The 16112-nt window shown below is 69.3% G+C and carries 18 protein-coding genes; 7 read left to right on the top strand and 11 right to left on the bottom strand.

What is annotated here, in order from left to right; all coding sequences use genetic code 11:
- Positions 1-89: 89 nt before the first annotated feature.
- Entirely contained in the window at positions 90-533 is a 444-nt protein-coding gene (locus tag C6Y44_RS16015; RefSeq protein WP_404817760.1) for an ArsR/SmtB family transcription factor, read from the top strand.
- Entirely contained in the window at positions 530-946 is a 417-nt protein-coding gene (locus C6Y44_RS16020) for a Fur family transcriptional regulator (RefSeq protein ID WP_120279695.1), read from the top strand. The genes C6Y44_RS16015 and C6Y44_RS16020 overlap by 4 nt, the downstream gene beginning before the upstream one ends.
- Positions 947-964: 18 nt before the next feature.
- Here C6Y44_RS16020 and C6Y44_RS16025 read toward each other — a convergent pair whose 3' ends face one another.
- The 4 genes from C6Y44_RS16025 to recO are packed head-to-tail and all read right to left on the bottom strand — an operon-like array spanning position 965 to position 3534.
- Positions 965-1522: a T3SS (YopN, CesT) and YbjN peptide-binding chaperone 1 gene (locus C6Y44_RS16025; protein WP_159417993.1), complete on the bottom strand. Its 558-nt coding sequence runs from the start codon at positions 1520-1522 to the stop codon at positions 965-967.
- Positions 1519-1944 carry a hypothetical protein gene (locus C6Y44_RS16030; protein ID WP_159417992.1) on the bottom strand — a complete coding sequence of 142 codons (426 nt, stop codon included), beginning with the start codon at positions 1942-1944 and terminating at the stop codon, positions 1519-1521. Before C6Y44_RS16030 ends, C6Y44_RS16025 begins: the two co-directional genes overlap by 4 nt.
- Positions 1941-2747: an isoprenyl transferase gene (locus C6Y44_RS16035; RefSeq protein ID WP_051032947.1), complete on the bottom strand. Its 807-nt coding sequence runs from the start codon at positions 2745-2747 to the stop codon at positions 1941-1943. The genes C6Y44_RS16030 and C6Y44_RS16035 overlap by 4 nt, the downstream gene beginning before the upstream one ends.
- Positions 2704-3534: a DNA repair protein RecO gene (gene recO / locus C6Y44_RS16040; RefSeq protein WP_192378491.1), complete on the bottom strand. Its 831-nt coding sequence runs from the start codon at positions 3532-3534 to the stop codon at positions 2704-2706. The genes C6Y44_RS16035 and recO overlap by 44 nt, the downstream gene beginning before the upstream one ends.
- A 103-nt stretch (positions 3535-3637) precedes the next feature.
- Between recO and C6Y44_RS16045 the strand changes: the two genes are divergently transcribed.
- From C6Y44_RS16045 to C6Y44_RS16060, 4 genes are all read left to right on the top strand, one after another.
- Positions 3638-5047, top strand: coding sequence for an amidase (locus C6Y44_RS16045; RefSeq protein ID WP_159417990.1), 1410 nt, complete (start codon positions 3638-3640; stop codon positions 5045-5047).
- On the top strand, positions 5044-5613 hold the full coding sequence (locus tag C6Y44_RS16050; RefSeq protein ID WP_404817761.1) for a TetR/AcrR family transcriptional regulator: 570 nt from the start codon (positions 5044-5046) through the stop codon (positions 5611-5613). Before C6Y44_RS16045 ends, C6Y44_RS16050 begins: the two co-directional genes overlap by 4 nt.
- 260 nt (positions 5614-5873) lie before the next feature.
- Positions 5874-7400, top strand: coding sequence for a permease (locus C6Y44_RS16055; RefSeq protein WP_159417989.1), 1527 nt, complete (start codon positions 5874-5876; stop codon positions 7398-7400).
- Between the two features lie 41 nt (positions 7401-7441).
- Positions 7442-8089, top strand: coding sequence for a cysteine hydrolase family protein (locus tag C6Y44_RS16060; RefSeq protein WP_174247131.1), 648 nt, complete (start codon positions 7442-7444; stop codon positions 8087-8089).
- A 10-nt stretch (positions 8090-8099) separates the two neighbouring features.
- On the opposite strand, the gene era is transcribed toward C6Y44_RS16060, so the two are convergent.
- The 5 genes from era to C6Y44_RS16085 all read right to left on the bottom strand — a co-directional run bounded on the left by era (position 8100) and on the right by C6Y44_RS16085 (position 12747).
- Positions 8100-9017 (bottom strand): GTPase Era, encoded by a 918-nt coding sequence (gene era, locus C6Y44_RS16065; RefSeq protein ID WP_024101353.1) that lies wholly within the window; start codon positions 9015-9017, stop codon positions 8100-8102.
- Positions 9014-10330: a hemolysin family protein gene (locus C6Y44_RS16070; RefSeq protein WP_159417987.1), complete on the bottom strand. Its 1317-nt coding sequence runs from the start codon at positions 10328-10330 to the stop codon at positions 9014-9016. Before C6Y44_RS16070 ends, era begins: the two co-directional genes overlap by 4 nt.
- A 58-nt stretch (positions 10331-10388) precedes the next feature.
- Positions 10389-10931 carry an rRNA maturation RNase YbeY gene (ybeY, locus tag C6Y44_RS16075; protein ID WP_159417986.1) on the bottom strand — a complete coding sequence of 181 codons (543 nt, stop codon included), beginning with the start codon at positions 10929-10931 and terminating at the stop codon, positions 10389-10391.
- 49 nt (positions 10932-10980) lie between these two features.
- Positions 10981-12042: a PhoH family protein gene (locus C6Y44_RS16080; RefSeq protein WP_016691337.1), complete on the bottom strand. Its 1062-nt coding sequence runs from the start codon at positions 12040-12042 to the stop codon at positions 10981-10983.
- 102 nt (positions 12043-12144) lie between these two features.
- Positions 12145-12747 carry a TetR/AcrR family transcriptional regulator gene (locus C6Y44_RS16085; protein WP_174247016.1) on the bottom strand — a complete coding sequence of 201 codons (603 nt, stop codon included), beginning with the start codon at positions 12745-12747 and terminating at the stop codon, positions 12145-12147.
- 181 nt (positions 12748-12928) lie between these two features.
- Between C6Y44_RS16085 and C6Y44_RS16090 the strand changes: the two genes are divergently transcribed.
- Positions 12929-14542 carry an MFS transporter gene (locus C6Y44_RS16090; RefSeq protein WP_159417984.1) on the top strand — a complete coding sequence of 538 codons (1614 nt, stop codon included), beginning with the start codon at positions 12929-12931 and terminating at the stop codon, positions 14540-14542.
- On the opposite strand, the gene C6Y44_RS16095 is transcribed toward C6Y44_RS16090, so the two are convergent.
- Positions 14486-15298, bottom strand: a complete 813-nt coding sequence (locus tag C6Y44_RS16095; RefSeq protein WP_159417983.1) for an alpha/beta hydrolase family protein — start codon at positions 15296-15298, stop codon at positions 14486-14488. The two genes, C6Y44_RS16090 and C6Y44_RS16095, sit on opposite strands and share 57 nt — an antisense overlap.
- Positions 15299-15346: 48 nt before the next feature.
- Positions 15347-16105, bottom strand: coding sequence for a 16S rRNA (uracil(1498)-N(3))-methyltransferase (locus C6Y44_RS16100; protein WP_159417982.1), 759 nt, complete (start codon positions 16103-16105; stop codon positions 15347-15349).
- Positions 16106-16112 lie beyond the last annotated feature (7 nt).

Below are 16112 nucleotides of genomic sequence, written 5' to 3' on the forward strand. Positions count from 1 at the left end.
TTCGCAGCATGCGTCGATCTGTAAGCCTATCGCTCCTCGTTCGCAGCTCGAATTCGCGCCGGTTGACATGCACAACTGTGCATATCAAAATGGAATCGATTTGCAATAAGGCCCGCCGACCGGCGGCCGTCCCCGCCCCGAGGAGCCCCGTGAGCATCGACGCCGATCCACGCGAGTGCAGCACGGGCGAGCGCGCCCGCGGCCCGATCGGCAGCGACGCCCTGCCGTCCCCGGTCGATGCCTCCCCCGCCGCCCTGATCGCGGCCGGTGAGCTGCTGCGCGCACTGTCGGCACCCGTCCGCATCTCGATCGTGCTCGAACTGCGCGAGTCGGCCCGCTGCGTGCACGAGCTCGTCGGCGCCCTCGGCGTCACCCAGCCGCTCATCAGCCAGCATCTCCGCGTGCTCAAGACCGCCGGCGTCGTGCGCGGCGAACGCTCGGGACGCGAAGTGCTCTACCACCTGGCCGACGACCATCTCGCCCGCATCGTCGTCGACGCCGTCGCTCACGCCCAGGAAGGACGATCGCAGTGACCTCCACCCGCAAACCTCTCGTGGGGGTCCGCTCGACCCGTCAACGCAGCGCCATCGTCGACCTGCTCGACAACACCGAGGAATTCCGGTCCGCCCAGGACCTTCACGACGAGCTGCGCAAGCGCGGCGAGGGCATCGGCCTGACGACCGTCTACCGCACCCTGCAGTCGCTCGCCGAGGTCGGCAGCGTCGACGTGCTGCGCACCGACAGCGGCGAGTCGCTGTTCCGGCGGTGCTCCTCCGGGCACCACCACCATCTCGTGTGCCGTCACTGCGGCTTCACGGTCGAGGTGGACGGCCCGGAGGTCGAACGCTGGTCGCACGAGGTGGCCGAGTCGAACGGCTTCGTCGACGTCAGCCACACCGTCGAGATCTTCGGCAACTGCCGCGATTGCGCCCTCGCTCAGGGCTGAACCGACCGCCCGCGGCCGTCAGCCGCAATCGCAGTCATCACAGCCGCAACCGTCGGCGAGCAGGTTCTCCTCGTCGTCCTCGGCCTCACCGTCGAAGACCGACGCTTCGCCACCGAGACGCTGCGCGAGCGCGCGTGCCTGCTCGACGACCGGCACGAGCGACGCGACGGCCCGCACGAGATGGATCGGGACGAGCGGCGACGCTGCGACCCGCAGTTCGACGGTGACCCGGTCCTTGTCGAGGACGAACTTCACCTCGGGGAACTCGACCTGCAGGTCGCCGAGGACCTCGGCGGCCCGGGTGCGACCCGTGATGCCCTCGACCAGGTAGGTGGTGAGCAGCACGAAGCCGCCCTCGGCGTCGACGGTCGCGTAGGTGAGCACATCGTCGATCCAGATCGGGATCTCGCCGTCCTCGTCGGGCTCGGGAGCTTCCTCGAGAATCTCCGACAGCGTCTCCACCACGGCAGCGCGCAGCGCGTCGTCGTCCTCGGTCGGGATCGCGACGGCGTGCGCCCCGTCTGCGGCGACGACCTCCTCGGTGGTGGTCTCGACGTCGATGTCGGTGGTGGTCACGAATTCTCCTTGGGGTCGGGGGTGCCGGCGACGGCGCCGCGCGCGTCGGCGGCACCGTCGAGCACGAGCAGCAGCATGGTGGTCAGCGCCGTGTCGTCGAGACCGGTCGCGGGGAACGAGTACCGCAGCACGACGTCGGCGTCGGTCTCGCGTTCGATGAGGTGGACCGAGCCGAACTGCAGGGCGTCGGCGGCGGCCGCGACCCGACCGCGCACGGCGTCGTCGAGCGGAAGATCCCACGCGAGCACTCCGGTGATGGAGACCACGTCGAGTCCTTCGGTGAGCGTGACGACCTGCAGGGCGAACGGCACAGCGCCGTAGTCGAATCCGAACGAGCCGTCGCCGTCGGTGGCAGACGACGGGGTGCGGACGTCGACGAAGGGCGTCAGCGCGCCCGCGATCCGCTCGCGCAGCGACGTCACTTCACACCACCGAACCGCCGGTCGCGCGAGGCGTATTCGACGCACGCCGCCCACAGATCGCGTCGGTCGAAGTCGGGGAACATCGTGTCCTGGAAGACGAGTTCGGCGTAGGCCGACTGCCACAGCAGGAAGTTCGAGGTGCGCTGCTCGCCCGAGGGCCGCAGGAACAGATCGACGTCGGGCATGTCGGGCTCGTCGAGGTACCGCGCAATGGTCGACTCGGTGATGCGTTCGGGATCGAGTTCTCCTGCCGCGACCCGGCGGGCGATCTCCCGTGCGGCGTCGGCGATCTCGGCGCGACCGCCGTAGTTGACGCACATCGTGAGGGTCATGACGTCGTTGTCCTTCGTCAGTTCCTCGGCGATCTCGAGTTCCTTGATCACGCTGCGCCACAGGCGGGGACGGCGACCGGCCCACCGGACCCGCACCCCCATCTCGTGCATCTCGTCGCGACGGCGGCGGATCACGTCGCGGTTGAAGCCCATGAGGAAGCGGACCTCGTCGGGGCTGCGCTTCCAGTTCTCGGTGGAGAAGGCGTAGGCCGAGAGCCACTTGACGCCCATCTCGATGCATCCGCACACCGTGTCCATCAGCACGGCCTCGCCGCGTTCGTGGCCGGCGGTGCGCGGCAGACCGCGCTCCTGCGCCCATCGACCGTTGCCGTCCATCACGAGCGCCACGTGCTGTGGGATCAGCTCGGGTTGCAGCACGGGAGGTCGCGCGCCCGACGGATGCGGGTCGGGCGGCCGGATCACCCGCTCAGGCGATGGGGGCGTGGTACGTCGTCGAATCACGGTCCCCATCCTGCCGGACACCCCGGGCGACGTCATCAACCCGGTTCCCCGTCGCAGGTTCGGTGCGACCGCGCTCGACGAGGGGCAGCGAGCGCAGTTGCCGTTCGAGATGCCACTGCAGGTGCGCGGCGACGAGGCCGCTGGCCTGGCGGCGCACCGCCGCGTCGGCGGCCTCGGTGTCGGCCCAGCGTCCGTGGTTGAGCGCGTCGAGCAACGCCAACACACCCGGGGCGGGGGTGGCCGCTCCCGGCGGACGGCAGTGCACGCACACCGCACCACCGGCGGCGACATGGAAGGCGGTGTGCGGGCCGGGACGGTCGCAGCGCGCGCAGTGGGTGATCGCCGGCGCCCATCCCGCGTAGGCCATGGCCCGCAGAAGATAGGCGTCGAGCACGAGTTCGGGCGGCCGGGTGCGGTCGCACACCGCGCGCAGCGCACCGACGGTGAGTGCGTGCAGGCGCGGCACGGGCGCGCGTTCCTCACCGGCGAGGCGTTCGGCGGTCTCGAGGATCGCGCACGCGGTGGTGTAGCGGGGGTAGTCGTCGACGATGCCCACCGCGAAGGCGTCGAGGGTCTGCACCTGGGTGATGACGTCGAGACTGCGGCCCGGGTGGAGCTGGACGTCGATGTGGGCGAACGGTTCGAGCCGTGCGCCGAACTTCGAGCGTGTCCGGCGCACGCCCTTCGCGACGGCCCGCACGAGTCCGTGCCGGCGCGTCAGCAGGGTGACGATGCGGTCGGCCTCGCCCAGCTTGTGCTGGCGCAGTACCACCGCGTTGTCCCGATAAAGCCTCACTCCCCGAGTCTGTCATGTCGCGGTGACAGGGGACGACCCGCGAAGGGACTCGACACCCAGAACTGGAACGCGTTATTGTTCGTTCGAACGAACGGGGGAACGAATGGACGCTCGAACCGACCTGCGCGACCTGAAGGCGACCGTCGAGGCACTCGACCGCGGCGAGACCACCTCCACGGATCTCGTCCGTGCGAGCCTCGGCCGGATCGACGAGTCGCAACCGCACCTGAACGCCTTCCGCGTCGTGCGCCGCACGGCCGCACTCGACGAGGCCCGCGAGGCCGACCGGCGCCGCGCGAACGGCGAGCGTCTCCCCCTGCTGGGCGTCCCCATCGCGATCAAGGACGACACCGACATCGTCGGTGAGACGACGATGTTCGGCTGCGCCGGCACCTTCAACCCGAAGGACACCGACGCCGAGGTCGTGCGCCGCCTGCGGGCCGCCGGCGCGGTGATCGTCGGCAAGACCCACTCCCCCGAACTCGGCCAGTGGCCGCTCACCGGCGGCGACGCCTTCGGGCACACCCGCAGCGCGTGGTCGCGCGACCATACCCCCGGCGGTTCGTCGGGTGGCAGCGCCGCGGCCGTCGCGGCGGGACTCGTGCCGGCCGCCCTGGGATCCGACGGCGCCGGATCGGTCCGCATCCCCGCCTCGTGGTCCAATCTCGTCGGCATCAAGCCGCAACGCGGCCGGATCTCCATGTGGCCCGACGCCGAATCCTTCAACGGACTCACCACGCACGGCCCACTCGCCCGCACGGTCGCCGACGCGGCCCTGCTCCTCGACGTCGTGTCCGGAAACCACCCCGGCGACCGGCACAGGTGCGCGCCGCTGACCGTCTCCGACGCCGTGGGACGAGATCCCGGCAGACTGAACATCGCTCTGTCGCTGAAGATCCCGTTCACCGCGACACCCACCCGCCTCGACGCCCGCGTCCGCACCCGCATCGCCGCACTCGCCGCGGTACTGCGTGATCTCGGCCACGAGGTGACCCTCGCCGATCCCGACTACGGAATGTCGTTCGGCCTCGCCTTCCTCCCGCGATCCATGGCCGGTATCGAGGACTGGCTGTACCGCCTGCCCGACCCGTCCCTCGCCGACGTACGCACCCGCGCCAATGCCCGCACCGGCCGATTCCTGCACGGTTATCCGCTGCGGGCGGCGCGCGCGATCGAACCGCGACTGCACCGTCGGGTCGGCCGCATCTTCGACCGGTTCGACGTCGTGCTCGCCCCCACCACCGCCACACCGCCGCTGCCGGTGACGGCGATCGACGGCATCGGCGGCTGGGCGACCGACAAGGTCATCACCGGGGCATGCCCCTATGCGTGGCCGTGGAACGTGCTGGGCTGGCCCGCGATCAACGTCCCCGCGGGTTTCACCGAGGAGCGACTGCCGGTGGGTGCCCAGCTGCTCGGCCCGGCGAACTCCGAACCGCTGCTGGTGTCCCTCGCCTCCCAACTCGAATCGGTGCTGCGCTGGCACGAACACACCCCGGAGCACTGGTGGTGACCACACGCGACGACACCCGCTCGCGGATCGTCCACGCCACCCTGTATCTCGTCGGCACCGACGGGGTCGCCGGGGTGACGAACCGGCGCATCGCGGCGCGCGCCGAGGTCTCGCTCGGTTCGATCACCTACCACTTCCCCACCCAGGCCGACCTGCTGCGCGCCGCGCTCGAGTTCTTCGTCGACGAGGAGACCCAGCGGCTGCGAGAGCTCGCCGAGCAGTATCGATCCCGGGTCCTGTCGCTGACGGAGGCCGCCGAACTCACCGAACGCGTCGCCCACGACCTGACCTTCACGGCCGAACGCATCGCCCCCTTCGAGCTCTACGTGCAGGCGGGGCGCGACGAGGAACTGCGGCGGGTCGCCGAACGCTGCTGGCGTGCCTACGACGCGTTGACCGTCTCCGTCCTTTCGGCGTTGGGAGTGCCGGATCCGGAGACGATCGCCCCGACGGTCGTCGCGACCATCACCGGGCTACAACTGCGCCGCCTGTCGACGGGTACGGAGCCGGATCTGTCGGAGGCCGTCCTGCTGTTGCTGCACGGCGCGACAGCCACCCGTCGCTGAGTTCCCCTCGGTCACCGGCCCCGGCGTGACGACGCGTTCACATCCGCCTCCGTGACGAAACACCCCCGTCACGAATTGTGCAGTGTGCACAGTTCTTTCCCGTCGCGAGTGGTCTGTCGGCCGATTGCCGAGTCCTGTCCGACTCTTCAAGATCGACATGTTCCGGCCGACGACGGCGGTGCCGCCCATCGATGTCGCGGCGCCCTTCGATCCGTCCACGGTCGTCGCCCGCCGCATGTTCACACGTCGAGGAGTCTCCCGTGACCGTCGCGCACATCGTCTTCCTGCTCGGACTGGTCGGCCTGATCGTCGCCATGGCACTACGCAAGAACGTCCTGATCCCGGCGGTCGTCGCCACTTTCGCCACCGCCCTCGCCTACGACGGCAACGTCGCCTCCGCCGTCATGGCGGTCTTCCGCGCCACCCTCACCGCCGGCGGAGCCCTCTTCGAGATTTTCGTCGTCATCGCCGCCGTGACATCGATGCTCGCGGCGATGCGCACCATCGGCGCCGACGAACCCATGGTGCGTCCCTTCGGACGCTGGATGATCAACGGCCGCGTCGCCTACATCGTGCTGTTCGTCGTCACCTACCTGCTGTCGCTGTTCTTCTGGCCCACACCCGCCCTCGCACTCATCGGTGCCGTGCTGCTCCCGGCGGCCATCAAGGCCGGGCTGCCGCCGCTCGGCGCCGCACTCGCCCTTGCGATCTCCGGGCAGGGCATGGCACTCGCCTCCGACTACGTCATCGGTCTCGCACCGTCGATCTCGGCGAGCGGCGCAGGTGTGCCGGCCGACGACATCGCCGACCGCGCGCTGGTCCTGTCCCTCATCGTGGGTCTGACCGCGGCCGTACTCGCCTGGTTCCTCACCATCCGCAAGGAGATCGTGCGCCACTCCGCGAATCTCGTGTCTGCGACGGACGATCCGGGCACCGGTGGCTCCGTTTCCGGAGGTCCGGCACCGCACCCGAACGGGGACCTCCCGACCCCCGAGAACGATCACACCGGGACCGACCACACCGCACCGGTGAGCACCGTGGCCGCCATCGACCTGCCCGGAACTCTCACCCCGGTCCTCACCCGCCCCACCCCGGCACGCGCCTGGGCTATCGGGGTTCCCGCGACCTTCGGTCTGGTGCTCGTCTACATGATGCTGGGGCGCTTCACCGATCTCGTGCCGTGGTCGGACGGCGCCGGTGCCTCGCTCGTCGGCGGCACCGCGCTCGTCCTCATGGCCGCCGTGACCCTGACGACGCGCCCGGCCGACACCCTCGAACACTGCGCCACCCATTTCGTCGACGGCCTGGTCTACGCGTTCAAGGCCATGGGAATCATCCTGCCGGTGGCCGGATTCGTGTACCTCGGCATCCCCGACTACTCCGGTTCGATCCTGGGACTCGAGGACGGCACCGGACCGGCCTTCCTGTTCGACACCGTCGAGAGCATCCAGACCTACATTCCCGACAACGGTCTCTTCGCCGCGTTCAGCATGCTCCTGATCGGCCTGCTCATCGGCCTGGACGGCTCCGGCTGGGCCGGTCTGCCGCTCACCGGTGGTATCGCCGCCGCCCTCGCCCCGCAGGCCGGCATGGACACCGCGACGCTCGCCGCCCTCGCGCAGAACGCCGCGACCTGGACCGGCGGCGGCACCCTCGTCATCTGGTCGTCGCTGATCGTGGTCGCGGGCTTCTGCCGCGTTCCGGTCGGGGATCTCGTGCGACGACTCGCGATCCCGGTGGTGAGCGGACTGCTCGTCGCCACCGTCGCCGCGGTGGTGATCTGGTGATCACCGCATCCGCACCGAACACCTTCGAGGAGAGGACCCCCGTGGACGAATCCGGTTTCCGCTACGACCCCCAACGCTGCGCCCTGGTCGTCGTCGACATGCAGAACGACTTCTGTTCCACCGACGGCGCTCTCGCCGGCTGCGGCTTCGACGTCTCCGCCGCGGTCGCCATGACACCGCGGCTGGCGGAACTGATCGACCGCGCCCGCCGCAGGGACGTGCCCGTCGTCTGGATCCGTACGGAGCACGACGAGACCACGGACACGCCCCAGTGGCTGGGCCGCGTCGGTACCGGTCCCGGCACGGCGCGGACCGCTCTGACCTGCCGGCCCGGTACTGCCGGAGCGGACTTCTACGGTGTCCGTCCGGAGCCGGGAGAACCGGTGATCGTCAAACATCGCTTCAGCGCGTTCGTCGGCACCGATCTCGACAGCGTCCTGCGGTCACGGGGCATCGAATCGTTGTTGTTCACCGGCGTCGCCACCGAGATCTGCGTCGAATCGAGCCTGCGCAGCGGCCTGTTCCACGAGTACTGGGTCTCGCTCGTCGAGGACTGCGCCGCGTCCTACAGTCCCGCCGCGCACGCCGCCTCGGTCGCGGTGGTCGCACAGAACTTCGGGACCGTGGTGACCGCAGACGACCTCGCGTCGATGTGGGTCGCCCGGCCGATCACCGCGTCCACCCCGTAGGGGCTCGACGTCAGAATCCCAGACGGCCCAGCTGTTTGGGATCTCGCTGCCAGTCCTTCGCGACCTTCACGTGCAGGTCGAGGTAGATCTTCACGCCGAGGAGCTTCTCGATCTGGGTGCGTGCGGCGGTGCCCACCTCGCGCAGCCGCGCACCCCCCTTGCCGATGACGATGCCCTTCTGGCTCGGCCGCTCGACGTAGAGCAGGGCGTGCACGTCGAGCATTTCGCCCTGCTTCTCGGTGCGACCCTCACGTTCGGTGATCTCCTCGATCACAACGGCGAGCGAGTGGGGCAGCTCGTCGCCGAGACCTTCGAGGGCGGCCTCGCGGATGAGCTCGGCCATCAGGGTCTCCTCCGGCTCGTCGGTGAGCTCGCCGTCGGGATAGAAGGCCGGTCCGGGCTCCATGTGCGAGACGAGGACGTCGACGAGGACCTCGACCTGCTCACCCGAGGCCGCGGAGACCGGCACGACCTCGCAGTTCTCGCCGAGGAGTTTCGACACGGCGAGCAACTGCGCGGCGACCTGCTGTTTGCCCACCTTGTCGATCTTCGTGACGATGCCGATAACCGGGGTCTTCGGCGCCATGTGGCGCACCTGCTCGAGGATCCAGCGGTCGCCGGGGCCGATCTTCTCGTCGGCGGGGAAGCACATGCCGATCGCGTCGACCTCGGAGTAGGTGTCCTGCACCAGATCGTTCAGCCGCTGGCCGAGCAGGGTGCGCGGGCGGTGCAGTCCCGGGGTGTCCACCAGGATGAGCTGGGCGTTGTCGCGGTGGACGATGCCGCGGATGGTGTGGCGGGTGGTCTGCGGGCGCGACGAGGTGATCGCGATCTTGCTGCCGACGAGTGCATTCGTGAGCGTCGACTTCCCGGTGTTGGGCCGGCCGACGAAACAGATGAAGCCGGAACGGAAGTCGGTGTCGGTCATGCATGCTCCTCGGTGGTGGCCGTATCGGTATCGGTGGGTTCTTCTTCGGGTGTCGCGCGCTGCACGAAGACGGTGCTCACACGCACCCGCCCGCGGACGTCCGGTCCGCCCTCGCCGCGGAGCAACAGGCCGTGGGTCCGTACCTCCGCACCCGGCAGAGGAACTCGGCCGAGTTCGTAGCCGAGGAGTCCGCCGACGGTGTCGACCTCGTCGTCCTCGATGTCGATGTCGAACAGTTCGCCGAGGTCCTCGACGGGAAGTCGCGCGGAGACGCGGTAGGTGTCGTCGCCGAGTTCCTCGACGTCGGGGATCTCCCCGGTGTCGTACTCGTCGGCGATCTCTCCGACGATCTCCTCGATGACGTCCTCGATCGTCACGAGACCGGCGATGCCGCCGTATTCGTCGACGAGGACCGCCATGTGGTTGCGGTCGCGCTGCATGTCGGCGAGCAGGTCGTCGAGGCGCTTCGAATCCGGCACGAAGACCGCCGGCCGCATGACGTCGGCAACGGAGACGCTGCGCCCGCCGTCGCGGTGGTAGTAGGTCTGCTGGACGAGATCCTTGAGGTAGACGACACCGCGGATGTCGTCGACGTTCTCGCCGATCACCGGGATCCGCGAGTGCCCGCTGCGGACGGCGAGCGAGGTGGCCTGACCGGCCGTCTTGGTCTCCTCGATCCACACCATCTCGGGGCGCGGAACCATGATCTCGCGGGCGGTGGTGTCGCCGAAGTCGAACACCGACTGGATCATCCGGCGTTCCTCGTCGGCCACGACCCCGCTCTCCTGAGCGAGATCGACCAGTTCGCGCAGCTCGATCTCGTTGGAGAACGGGCCGTTCCGGAAACCGCGACCGGGCGTGACCGCATTGCCGACGCTGATGAGGATCCGGCTGATCGGACCGAGCAGGACACCGAGGATCCGCAACGGTCCGGTGGCGGCGAGCGCGATCGGGTACGCGTGCTGGCGTCCGAGCGTGCGCGGACTGACACCGATGACGACGTAGTCGACGATGACCATCACCGCGGCGCCCACGACGAGCGCCCATGTGCGGTCGAGCACGGCGAGCAACGCGCCGACGAGCACGACGGTGGCGGTGATCTCGCAGAGGATGCGCAGCAGCACCGTCAGATTGACGTAGCGGGGCCGATCGTCGAGCAGACCGAGCAGGCGGCGCGCACTGGGGCGGCCCTCTTTCGCGAGTTCCTCGGCGCGCGCCGCGGATACGGTGTTGAGCGCGGAATCGACGGCGGCGAACAGGCCTCCGAGCACCACCAGGACGACCGCCAGGACGACGAGGGGCACGGTACTCACGCGATCGTCACTCCCTCGATCGGTGCCGTCCGATCACGATGGCTCGTACTGTCGCCGCTCATGATTCGGGGGTGTCGACGAAACCGGCCTTGCCCAGCAACTTCCGGTCGCGGGCGGCGAGCCGCGCCTCGTGCTCGGCGCGGCGGATCTCCTCGTACCACTCGGCGAGGAGCTGGTTCTGCAGGCCGAACATCTCCTTCTCCTCCTCCGGTTCGGCGTGGTCGTAGCCGAGGAGGTGGAGCATGCCGTGCACGGTGAGCAGGGCGAGTTCGTGGGCCACCGGGTGACCGGCCTTCGCGGCCTGGTCGGCGGCGAACTGCGGACACAGCACGATGTCGCCGAGCATCGACGGTCCCGGTTCGGGAGCGTCGGGGCGGCCGCCGGGTTCGAGTTCGTCCATGGGGAACGACATCACGTCGGTGGGGCCGGGCAGGTCCATCCACCGCACGTGCAGATCGGCCATGGTGTCGAGATCCACGAGCACCATCGACAACTCCGCCGCCGGATGCACATCCATCCGGGCGATCACGAAGCGGGCGACGTCGAGGAGTTCCTTCTCCGAGACGTCCATTCCCGATTCGTTCGAGATCTCGATGCTCATGACTGGAGTTCCTTCTGCACGACGGTATTCGGTTGATCTGCAAGGGTGTTCATCGACGCTGCACCCGCTGCGCGCGACGCTGGGCGCGGTTGCCGGGGATCCCGTCGCCGTCGCGGGTGGTGGCCTCGAAACGGCTGTAGGCGTCGACGATGTCGGAGACGAGCCGGTGCCGCACGACGTCGCTGCTGTCGAGGCGCGCGATGTGGATGTCGTCGATGCCGTCGAGGATCTCGGTGGCGGCGGCGAGACCCGAGCGGGCACCGCCGGGCAGGTCGATCTGCGTGATGTCGCCCGTCACGACGATCTTGGAGCCGAAGCCCAGGCGCGTGAGGAACATCTTCATCTGCTCGGCGGTGGTGTTCTGCGCCTCGTCGAGGATGATGAAGGCATCGTTCAGGGTGCGGCCACGCATATATGCGAGGGGCGCGACCTCGATGACACCCGCCTGCATGAGCTTCGGGATGGCCTCGGGATCCATCATGTCGTGCAGCGCGTCGTGCAGCGGACGCAGATACGGGTCGATCTTCTCGTGCAGGGTGCCCGGCAGGAAGCCGAGCCGCTCCCCTGCCTCGACGGCGGGACGCGTGAGGATGATGCGGTTGACCTGCTTGGTCTGCAGGGCCTGCACGGCCTTCGCCATGGCGAGATAGGTCTTGCCCGTACCGGCCGGTCCGACACCGAAGACGATGGTGTGGGCGTCGATGGCGTCGACGTACCGCTTCTGGTTCAGGGTCTTGGGCCGGATCGTCTTCCCGCGCCGCGACAGGATGTCGAGGCTGAGCACGTCGGCCGGCGACTCGGAGAGCCCCTGGGTGAGCATGCCCACGGTGCGACGCACGGCGTCGGGCGCGAGCGATTGTCCGCGACGGACGATGGTGACGAGCTCGGCGAGCGCACGTTCCGCGAGGGCGACGTCGGCGGGCGCTCCGGTCAGCGTGACGGTGTTGCCCCGCACGTGGATGTCCGCCGCCAGGAGGGCTTCGAGGGCGATCAGATTCTCGTCCGCGGCTCCGAGCAGGGGCGCTGCGGCCTCCGAGGGGAGGTCGAGGCTCGATTTGACCGTGGTCGGTTCGAATTCGGCGGGCTCGTGGGGTCGGTCTGGTTCACTCACGTGGACGGTACGTCCTGCTTTCGGTTCGGCTCCTGCACGACGGTCGTCGTGTTCGTGCCAGTCTAGCGCCGGACGAGGCGCACCCTCCCGCAACAGCGAGTTTCAGCGAGGTTCGGTTCCGCCTTCGCCTGAGGTGGCCTCCGCGAGCCACCGCCGTGCCTCGGCGAGGATCCCGGGTGCCCGGTCGGGTGAGACCCCGGCGAGCACGAGGTTGCCCAGGACGATCGTGTCGCCCGAGTCGTCCACCAGCCCGAGATTGGCCTGCTCGAGTGTGGCCATCGTCAGGCCTTCCATCATCCCCACGAGGACGGGCGCCGGCAGATAGTCGGAGAACTGGCTCTGCGCGAGGCCGCGTTCGACGTGTCCGAGGACACGCGAGCGCACCGGGGAGACGAGTTCGGCGATGCGCTGCTCTCCCATCTCCTTGCGCGCGAACGAGAGCAGCACGCGGTAGCGGTCGCCGATGGGCCAGGTCCGCAGCGCCACGACCGCGAGTGCGACCGCGGGATCGTCCGGTTCAGGATGGTCGAGAGCCTCGGCGAGTGCGGTCGAGGCGTCGTCGACGATCCCCTCGACGAGGGCTTCCCGGTTGGGGAAGTGCGCATAGACGGTGCGGCGGACGACACCTGCGGCCTTGGCGACATCGTCCATGCTCGCGTCGGAGTCGGCGGCGAAGCACATCACCGCAGCGTCGAGTATGCGCATGCGGTTCGCATTGAATCGGGTTCGCGGTCGTGTGACCGAGTTCTCCACGTTCTCGTCCTCTTCCGCCGACTGTGATCTGTCTTTCATTTTAGTTGCACACAGATGTGCAGCTGCGTAACTTGCACACCACCGTGTAGATCGGGGCTCCGGTCCCGGCCCGTGTCGCACCCGAGGAGAACCCATGACCACTGCCGTCACCCCCGCAGGAGGGACCGCAGCGAAGGAACCCTACCGGCTGCGCTGGGCCGGACTGGCAGTGCTGTGCCTGAGCCTGCTCATCGTCGTGATGGCCAACACCTCGCTCATCGTCGCCGCACCCGGCATGCTGCGCGACCTGCAGCTCACCAGCGCCGACATGCAGTGGATCATCGACGGCTACACCGTCCCCTACGCCGCGCTGATGCTACTGTTCGGCGTGCTCGGCGACCGGTACGGGCGACGCCGCGCGTTGCTGGCCGGCCTGGTCGCCTTCGCCGCCGGCGCGGTCTACGGATCGTTCGCCGACAGCGCCGGCGACGTGATCGTCGCGCGCATCGTCATGGGTGTGGGCGCAGCCGTGATCATGCCCGCAACGCTGTCGCTGCTCGTCGCGATGTTCCCCGTGCACGAGCGTGCCCGTGCGATCGCGGCCTGGGCGGCTACGTCCGGACTCGCCATCGCGCTCGGTCCCCTGCTCGCCGGATGGCTCCTCGAATCGAACTCGTGGGGTTCGACCTTCCTCATCAACGTGCCGATCGCGGCGTTCGCCGCGATCGCGGCCCTGATCCTCGTGCCGGCCTCGAAGGCGGACGATCTCACCCGCACCGACTGGGTCGGCGGCGCCCTGTCGGTCGCGGCTCTCGGCGGAATCGTCTACGCGATCATCGAGGGGTTCCACTTCGGTTGGGGCACCGGCGTGATCGCCACCTCGATCGGGTCGGTGATCGCCGCGGTGCTCTTCGTGGTGTGGGAACTTCGTCACCCCCGGCCGCTGCTGGACGTGCGCCGGGTCGCGGACCGGACCGTCGGCGGAGCCTGCGTGTCGGTGCTGTTGCTGTTCCTCGTCGCCTTCGGCGCCATCTACTTCGTCGCGCAGCAGTTCCAGTTCGTGCTCGGTTACGGCCCGCTCGAGACCGGCCTGCGTCTGCTTCCCCTCGCGGTGACGGTCTCGCTGGGTGCGGCGCTGAGCGGCCGGCTCGCACCCCGCCTCGGCGCGCGGATCCTCGTGGGCGCGGGCATGGTCGCTGCCGCGGCGGGCATCCTTACACTGACCGTCACGGACGCCGCGTCCGGTTTCACGCCCTTCCTGATCTCGTTGCTGCTGCTGGGGTTGGGCATCGGTCTGGCCACACCCCCGTCCACCGACCTGATCATGGGCGGTTTCCCCGACTCGGATCTCGGAGCTGCGGGCGGATTGAACGACACCGCAGTGGAATTCGGAGGTTCACTGGGCATCGCCGTGCTCGGTTCGATCCTCGCGACCACCTATCACCGCGAGATCTCCGGCTTCCTCGACGGATTGCCGCTCGCGGATCTGACGGGCCCGATGGCCGATCAGGCCGCGATGGCGATCGAGGCGGCCGGCGATTCGGTGGGCGGGGCGGCGATCGTCGCGGAAGAACTCGCGGCGAACCCGTTCGCGGCGTCGTACGCACAACCGCTGCTCGACGCGTCGTCCGCAGCGTTCGCCGAGGCGATCTCGTCCGCGAGCCTCGTCGCCGGCATCGTCCTGCTCGTCGGCGCCGCGGCGGTCACCGCGCTACTCCCCCGCGGACTCCGCACCCGCGCCGGCAGCGAGGCCGAGATCGGCAACTGACCGGACGGTGAGCAGGTCGAGCGATCGCGCCCAGGCACGGGTGGTCCGGTTCAGGAAGGCGACGTGATCCTCGCCGTCGAACAGTTCCAGCGACACCGGGTCGCCCGCCGCGTCGGCCGCGTCGACGTAACGGTGCGCGACACTCACCGGCACCTGCTCGTCGGCGGTGCCGTGCAGCACCGCGACCGGCACACCGATCGGCGGCCGGTGCGTCGGTGAGGCAGACCGGTAACGCTCGGGTGCATCCGCGTAGGACGCACCGAAGAGCGCCTCGAACGCCTCCACGCGACGACCACGTTCCCCGGCGGTGACGAGATCGAGCGCACCCGCCTGCGAGACCACGAATTCCGGTCGCACCGATGTACTCTCACCCGCGAGCCACACCGCCAGCTGACCTCCCGCCGAGTGACCGACGAGCCTCACACGGTCGAGATCGACCTCGACACCGCCGCGCTGCGCGTGCGGAACGACCTCGCTGAAGATCGTGTAGTACGCCGCGACCACATCGGCGGACATCTCGTCCCACGCGCCACCGGCCTCGAGACGGCGGTACTCGACGTTCCACGCCACCACACCGCGACGCGCGAGTTCCACGGACAGCGCGGTACCGAGGGTGAGCTGGTAGCGGCCGTGCCACGAACCGCCGTGAACGACCATGACGACGGGAACGGGCCCCGTCACCGTCGCGGGGTCGGGCAGGAAGACGTGCCCGAACTGCTGCGAGTGGGTGCCGTAGGCGATCTTCGTACGAGCCAAGAGAGGAAATTCCTTCGCTACAGAGAATCGGGACCCGCAAGCGATCCCTCAGTGCAAGGGCCTGGTCCGCCACCGGTCGGTCATCACACCGATCGCGCCGAGGGCGACGGCCGCGGCGGTCGAGGTGCGCAGCACCGTGGGGCCGAGACCGACCGCCACCGCTCCCGCGTCGACGAGGGTCTCGACCTCCGCGTCGTCGAGTCCCCCTTCGGGACCGACGATCAGCGTCAGCGAATCGGCGTCGCGCACCGGCAGATCGGCAAAGGGGATCGTGGCGGATTCGTGGAGCACCGCGACGACGTCGCCGCGCTCGACGGCCGAGCGGACCCGGGCGACGACCTCGGGTGTGCGGTGCAAGCCGACGACCGTCGGCACGTGCGCGCGCCGCGACTGCTTCGCCGCGGACGTCGCGACCGCCTGCCACTTGGCAACACCCTTGTCCGCCTTGGCATCCCACCGTGCGACGCAGCGCGCCGACTGCCACGGCACGAACTCGTCGGCGCCGGCCTCGGTGGCCAGTTCGACGGCGAGTTCGGACCGGTCGGATTTCGGCAGCGCCTGCACGACGGTCACGCTCGGACGGGGCGGATCGACGACGCGACGATCGAGCACGAGCGCTTCGAGCCGGTCCTTCGCGACCGCCGTGACCTCGACGTCGGCGACCTCACCGGCACCGTCGGACAACACGAGCCGCTCGCCGACCGCGATACGGCGCACCGTCGCGGCGTGCCGGCCCTCCTTGCCGTCGAGAACGGCCGTCTGCCCCTCGTCGGGCAGCGGGTCGAGGTAGAACAGTGTCGCGGCCACCCGAGCG

The organism is Rhodococcus rhodochrous (assembly GCF_014854695.1).
GTDB lineage: Bacteria > Actinomycetota > Actinomycetes > Mycobacteriales > Mycobacteriaceae > Rhodococcus.

What these genes read in the sequence shown, in the direction of transcription:
- C6Y44_RS16090 (WP_159417984.1), top strand. Translation starts at nt 12,929, where the DNA reads ATGACCACTGCCGTCACCCCCGCAGGAGGGACCGCAGCGAAGGAACCC.
- era (WP_024101353.1), bottom strand. Translation starts at nt 9,017, where the DNA reads ATGACCGACACCGACTTCCGTTCCGGCTTCATCTGTTTCGTCGGCCGG.
- C6Y44_RS16035 (WP_051032947.1), bottom strand. Translation starts at nt 2,747, where the DNA reads ATGGGGACCGTGATTCGACGACGTACCACGCCCCCATCGCCTGAGCGG.
- C6Y44_RS16045 (WP_159417990.1), top strand. Translation starts at nt 3,638, where the DNA reads ATGGACGCTCGAACCGACCTGCGCGACCTGAAGGCGACCGTCGAGGCA.
- ybeY (WP_159417986.1), bottom strand. Translation starts at nt 10,931, where the DNA reads ATGAGCATCGAGATCTCGAACGAATCGGGAATGGACGTCTCGGAGAAG.
- C6Y44_RS16015 (WP_404817760.1), top strand. Translation starts at nt 90, where the DNA reads ATGGAATCGATTTGCAATAAGGCCCGCCGACCGGCGGCCGTCCCCGCC.
- C6Y44_RS16085 (WP_174247016.1), bottom strand. Translation starts at nt 12,747, where the DNA reads ATGCGCATACTCGACGCTGCGGTGATGTGCTTCGCCGCCGACTCCGAC.